The sequence below is a fragment of the Pseudoalteromonas sp. NSLLW218 genome, from assembly GCF_015864775.1.
Lineage (GTDB): Bacteria > Pseudomonadota > Gammaproteobacteria > Enterobacterales > Alteromonadaceae > Pseudoalteromonas.
Genome location: NZ_JADYWO010000007.1, coordinates 316,674 through 323,760, shown reverse-complemented (window position 1 = coordinate 323,760; position 7,087 = coordinate 316,674). Strand labels below are relative to the sequence as shown.

1 protein-coding gene is annotated in these 7,087 nt (G+C 43.5%); it reads left to right on the top strand.

Annotated elements, in window-relative coordinates; translation table 11 throughout:
- The coding region (locus I6E80_RS13160; protein WP_197185713.1) for an Ig-like domain-containing protein at positions 1-7,044 on the top strand (7,044 nt) is incomplete at its 5' end.
- Between the last annotated feature and the right edge of the window lie 43 nt (positions 7,045-7,087).

Sequence of the window (7,087 nt, the reverse complement as noted above, 5' to 3'; positions counted from 1 at the left end):
ATTAGTGGGACATCGAACGCGCCAGCAGGCACGGTTATAACGATTAACGTCACGGATGCAGATAATACAGAAACGTTCATCGCGACAGTGCAAGCCGATGGCAGTTGGTCAGCGGATGTACCGAACGCGCTAACGGATGGTCCATTAACGATTGAAGCAAGCGTCAGTGACAGTGCAGGTAATACCACCACATTAAGTGAAACAGCAACACTCAACACCACGGCCCCAAGCATCAGTATTAATACATTGGTTGATACCAACGACACCACCCCAACCATTAATGGTATAAGCGATGCGGCAGATAACACCACCATTAGCTTAACGTTTGAAGACAGTACAGGAAATATTACCACTGTTGATACAACCGTAACGGGTGGCGTCTGGAGCGTTGATGCACCAACTGATTTAGCCGAAGGCGAATACACCGTAACAGCTACCGTTAATGATGGACTGGGCAATATAGGGAGTGCAACAGAGACAGGTCAGATAGACCTTACTGGCCCGAGCCTTGTTATTACCGACAACGGCGTAGGCAACGATACCACCCCAACTATTACCGGTACCAGCGATGCACCGCAAGGCAGTACGGTAACGGTTATAGTGACAGATACCAGTGGCACACCACAAACAATGAGCGCCACCGTACTTGCCAATGGCACGTGGTCAATCCCTGTCCCGGTAGCACTTGCAGAAGGTGCATACACCATTAGCGCGAGTGTTGAAGACACCGCTGGTAATGAAGCCACCGCCACAGGCACTGGTGAAATAGATACCACCGCACCGACACTTGTACTTACCAGCCCAGGCTCAAGTAACGACATCACCCCGACACTCAGCGGAACAAGCGATGCCGTTGAAGGCACGGTTATTAACTTCATCGTTGTGGACGATCAAGGCAATCCACAAACGTTTACTACCACTGTTGATGCCGATGGCACCTTCTCAGTCGAAGTGCCAACAGCACTTGCAGAAGGGCCGTATAGTATTGAAGCCAGCATCAGCGATGTGGCAGGTAACAGCACGGACATTACAGGTAACGGCACAATAGACACCGCTGCACCAAGTATTACTGTGGATGCACCAGTATTAACAAACGACAGCACGCCAACCCTTACTGGCACCAGTGATGCACCTAACAGCACGATTACGGTTACGTTTACAGATGCAGCAAATGCCATCCAAAGCATTGATGTACAAACCGATGTTAATGGTAACTGGAGTGCGACACCAACAGGTACATTAGCTGAAGGTAATTATAGCGTCAGCGCCAGCATCACTGATGCTGCAGGCAATACAGGCACTGGCACAGATAATGGTGAACTAGATGTAACCGCTCCGGAGCTTGAAATTATTCCATCGTTTTTATTAGGAAATTTGGTTTCTCTTTCGGGGGATTCTGATTTACCAGGAGGCTCTGTGATCACTATTACAGAGTACCTAGTTGGTGGGTTAGTTGGTGCAACTTATACAGCAACGACAAATCCTGATGGCACGTGGGGGCTTGCAAACATAACAGTACCTTTACTAAGTCTTGCTTATGTAACAGCCAGTGCTAGTGATGCCGCTGGTAATGTCAGAACAATCAATACACTAGATTTTGATAACGTAGCGCCAGAACTAACCGTTAGTGTTGATGCACTTTCAAACGATAGTACCCCAGTAATTAGCGGCACCACTGATATGGGGCAAGGCACTGTAATTAATATGACGGTTACCGATAGTGCAGGGCAAAGCCAAGAGTTTACGGCGATTGTTCAAGCCGGTGGCGACTGGTCTGTTGCTGTACCTGCAGAGCTAGCGCAAGGTCAATATACCGTTGTTGCAGAGGTTAGAGACAGTGTTGGTAACTTAACAACGCAGCAGGCTCAAGGTGAAATAGACAGTGTTGATCCTACATTAATTGTGAACGAAGTTAACGCGACAATAGATACAACACCTACAATTTCAGGCACAAGTAATGAGATAGGTGCAGATGTAAGCATTATTATTGGTGGTCAAACACTAACAGCAACTGTGGGTACTGATGGCAATTGGCAAGTAGATGTCCCCGTAGCACTTGTTGATGGTGATTATACGGCGCAAGTAAGTATTACCGATGACGCTAATAATATCAGCAGCACGACTATTGATTTAACAATTGATACCCAAGTACCTGTTATTGTACTTAATGATATAACTGTATTTAACACTAATACACCAATTGTAAGTGGTACTTCAACTGAACCACAGAATACGGTGGTCGATATAGTCATTACAGATAGCAACGGTGATATACATACTTTAACCGCAATAGTTGATGCTAACGGCGATTGGCAAGTTACAGCGCCAAGCTTGCCAGATGGCGATTATGATGTAGAGGTAAGTATTACCGATGATGCTGGTAATACAGGCTCTGATACAGGTTCGAGTTTTGTTGATACTCAAGCACCAAGTATTACTATAAATGCATTAGGTACAATTAATAACAGCACGCCAACTATTTCAGGCACATCCAATGAACCTGAAAACACGAGTATTACAGTAACTGTGACCGATGGAGATAGTACCGAGACTTACACAACTGTTGTTGGCGCAGGAGGTGCTTGGAGTGTAGATATAACCGACGCACTGACTGATGGTGAAGTTATAGTTTCTGCAACTATTGTCGATACCGCAGGTAATAGTGCTTCAGCAAATGCTACCGCAACGCTAAATACTAATGCGCCAACAATCAACATTAATACAATTGTTGATACGAACGATCAAACACCAGCAATATCGGGCACAAGTAGTGCGGCAGATAATACAGAAATCACGGTTGTCATAACTGACGTTAATAACGTTTCACATACTGTAACTACTTCGGTAGTAGGCGGGATTTGGAGTGTTGATGCGACAGATATTCTACCTGAAGGTGAATTTACTGTTTCGGCAAGTGTAACTGAAGGAGGATTAACGAGTAATGCAACGGGCGGTGGTGTTATCGATTTAACAGCACCAGCACTTAGTATTACGCCGCTTGTAACTTTAAATGACACAACGCCAACTATTTCAGGTACAACCACTGCACCACAGGGCGCATTAGTTATTATTTTAATTACTGATAGCTTAGGTGCAGAGCAGACGGTTAATGCTACTGTTGGTGCAAATGGCACATGGTCAGTCGCTGCAAGTACAGAGTTGAGTGAGGGCATTTACACGGTTTTAGCTTCAACCACAGATACTGCCGGTAACCCTGTAAACACAAGTACTACAGGGGTAGTTGATATAACTGCGCCAGTTGTAACTATTAGCGATATTGTTGGAAGTACAGACCTAACCCCGGGTATTTCTGGAAGTGTGACAGGTGCCAATGTGGGTGATGCAGTTGCTGTGGTATTTACCGATGCACTAGGGAATAAGCATACTGTAAATACAACAGTTCAAACTGGTGGTGTATGGTCTGTAGAGGCAAGTAGTTCTCTTTCACAAGGAGATTATTCAGTTGAAGCATCTGTTACTGACAGCGCTGATAATACCGGGGATGCAACAAATACAGCAACTATAGATACAATTGCCCCCGAAATCAGTATTGATCAAAGTTCATTAATACTGACTCAAGATAGCACTCCATTAATTACAGGCGCATCTAACGAAGCAAATACAAACGTTATTGTTACCTTTACTGATTCTGCTGGAGCTTCTCATCAAATGACCGTTCAAACCGATGGCAATGGAGACTGGCAAGCGGCTGCTGATAATATTTTAGCTGACGGTGTTTACAGTGTTACTGCATCAATTTCAGATGCAGCAGGTAATACCTCAGTTGATAGTAAAACGGGCGGTGAGGTTGATACCGTTGGACCAGAGCTAACAATTGTGCCTTCCTTCCTATTAGGTCAGTTGGTTTCTTTATCTGGTACATCTGATTTGGGCGAAGGTAAAACCGTTACGGTTACTCTAGAGCTTGCAGGTGATTTACTCGATTTAACATACGATGTAACCACAGATGCAAATGGTGATTGGGAGCTATTAGGCCTAGCAGTTAATGTTATTGGCTTATCGGTTGTTGAAGCTTCTGCAACTGATGATGCTGGTAATACAACCACTATAACTACGGCTGATGTAGACGCTTCAACTCCAGTACTTAATGCGGTGGTTGACTTTGTAACTGGAGAGGGCGATTTACCAATAATTAGTGGTACGACCGACCAAGCACCAGGCACAGAAGTGCTAGTTAGAGTGGTAGATAGCGAAAATGTAGTACAAGAGCTTACTGCAATAGTACAAGATGACAATACGTGGGTTGTACAGGTACCTAAATCATTGGCTGAAGGTACATTTAGCGTAACAGTTGACGTGTTAAGTGAGGTCGGCATTACTACCACGCAACTACTTACCGCAGTGGTGGATACAATATCGCCAACACTTGGCTTACAGGTTATTGGCACAACATCGGATTCAACGCCAATTATCCAAGGTACCAGTGATTTAATTAATGGTGTTGTTGAAATACAACTTGATGGTGGTTCAGTTTTAACCACTACGGTTAATGCAGCTGGATTATTTTCACTCGAGGTAGATGCATTAACTGAAGGGCAACATGTTGCTAATGTAAGTATTACAGATGAAGCAGGAAACGTAGTTACTGATACGCTTGAATTCGTCGTTGATACGCTAGTGCCAGTGGTTGGAATTTTACCACTGAGCATTAGCAACACTGATATATTAACAATTTCAGGTACATCGGAAGAAACACCCGGTACAGACATTGACGTAACAGTTATTGGTAGCAATAGTGATGAAACAGTATTTGATGCTGTAGTTGGGAGTGATGGCACTTGGTCTTTAGTAACAACTAGCCTATCAGATGGTGTTTATGATGTTTATGCGAGTATTACTGATGCCGCAGGTAATATTGGGCAGTCAGCCATTGAACAAGTAACTATAGACACCATTCCACCAGCGTTAGAGATAGTTGCGTTTGGAGTACTTAATACTCTAACACCAACAATTACAGGCTCCAGCGATGAGGAAGTAGGAAGTTCAATTACAGTAAATATCACTGACTCAACAGCCGCAGTACAAACAGTTACTGCTACTGTTTTAGGCGATGGTACTTGGTCTGTCATTGCTCCTTTATTACCTGAAGGAGAAATTACAGTTGAGGCCATAAGTACCGATAGCGCTGGTAATACAACCACTGTAAATCAAATAGGTACTGTCAGTACAACCCTGCCAAGTTTGTTGATAAACCCAATAATTGATACAAGCGATACAACGCCTACTATTAGCGGTACAACTGATGTATTAAATGGAAACGTAGAAGTCGTTATTACTGACAGTGACGGCACGGCTACCACTTATAATACAACGGCTATAGCAGGTATATGGACTTTAGTACCTACAGTACCGTTAGCAGAGGGCGCTTTTACAGTCGATGCCACTGTAGAAAACTTATCACTTACGAGTAGTACAAGTCTTGATGGCATTGTTGATTTAACACCACCAACAGTTGAAGTTGACCAGTTATCCGTTACTAATAATCCACTACCAACTATTACTGGTACAAGTGATGCACCAGCAGGTACAACGCTGAGCGTGGTTATTACCGATGCTAATAATGATTCACAAACTGTTCCCGCTCAAGTTTCAGGAAGTGGCACATGGTCAGTAACAGCTACCACCGCGCTTAGTGAAGGTAGCTTTAGTGCAACAGCATCAATAAGCGATACAGCGGGTAACTCTGCTAGCGATACTATGGTTTCAAGCACAGACTACACAGCGCCAACTGTAGTCATAGATCCAATTATTGTAACAGTAGGGCAAGAAACAACCCCTACTGTTACAGGGTCAGTAATTGGAAGCTTTGCAGGACAAGATGTTATAGTTATGTTTACTGATTCAGCAGGCGCCACTCATGATGTTGAAACAACAGTTGGGCCTGATGGAACTTGGAGTGTGACCTCTGCAGAAGTACTTGCTGAGGGTAACTACAGCGTAGATGTAAGCATTGCTGATGATGCAGGTAATATCGGTACGCAATCATCAAGTAGCGTAATTGACTCAGGTATTACAATTGACTCGGGGTTAGAGCTAACCGCAGATCAAAATCCACTTGTTACGGGGACTGCGGGCGCTGGTGAAACTATATTAGTCACCTTTAGCGGTGCAACAGAAGTCACTAAACAGGTAACTGCTAACGCATCCGGTGCATGGAGTACTTCACCGGATACGGAGTTAGCTGATGGGGCTTATACTGTGACTGCAGTAGCAACTGATACATCAAATAATACAACATCAAGCGGTAGTTTATCTGGATTGGTTATTGATACTACACCAATTAACTTTACAGTAACGCCTGAGTACCTCCTAGATGTGTCACTACCATTTCTACCTCCTGTGAGTGTTTTAGTTGGTTACGAAGGTACATCTGATGGCGGTGAGGGAAGTAAGGTCTATATTTTCGATTCATTAGTTTTAGGCATTGATTTAGCATTAACTTCAGCGCCATATGCAGTTGTAGATGCTCAAGGTAATTGGGACTCTACTAATTTAGATCTGAATCTTTTAGGTTTACTGGGTACAGGTCTTGAAAACACGTATTTCTATACTGTGGACGAAGCAGGTAACTATCAAGTTAAAAATGGTAATGATGTATTTGTAGAGTCAGGCAATATTTACGATAATGGAGCAAGCGCTGCCTCTGGCGATACAATCCCTGCATCATTTAGTGAAGAATCTTCATTAGGCGATACAGACCCTAATGAGGTTTCAAGCAACAACATATTAAGTACTGAAACTATTGATTTAGGTAACTTGAGTGGTCTATCAACACCTGAGCAAACGGTGCAAATGAGTTCGGCGGAGCCGCTTAATATTGATGATGTAATCATTAACGAAGATGCAGAGCAGCTTATAGCGCTAAATACACTGGTTGAAGACGAAGGTTCTGCAATTGCTTATACCCCAGCCCAAAGCGGGGGAAGCATTGATACAGCAGCACCTGCAGTTGATGTACAAAATCAATCGGAGGAAATGATTAAACACTTAATTGAAAGTAGTAATAATCAAACGGATATTTAATACCAATAAAGCCCCCCTAATTATTTATTAAGGGGGCTTACAT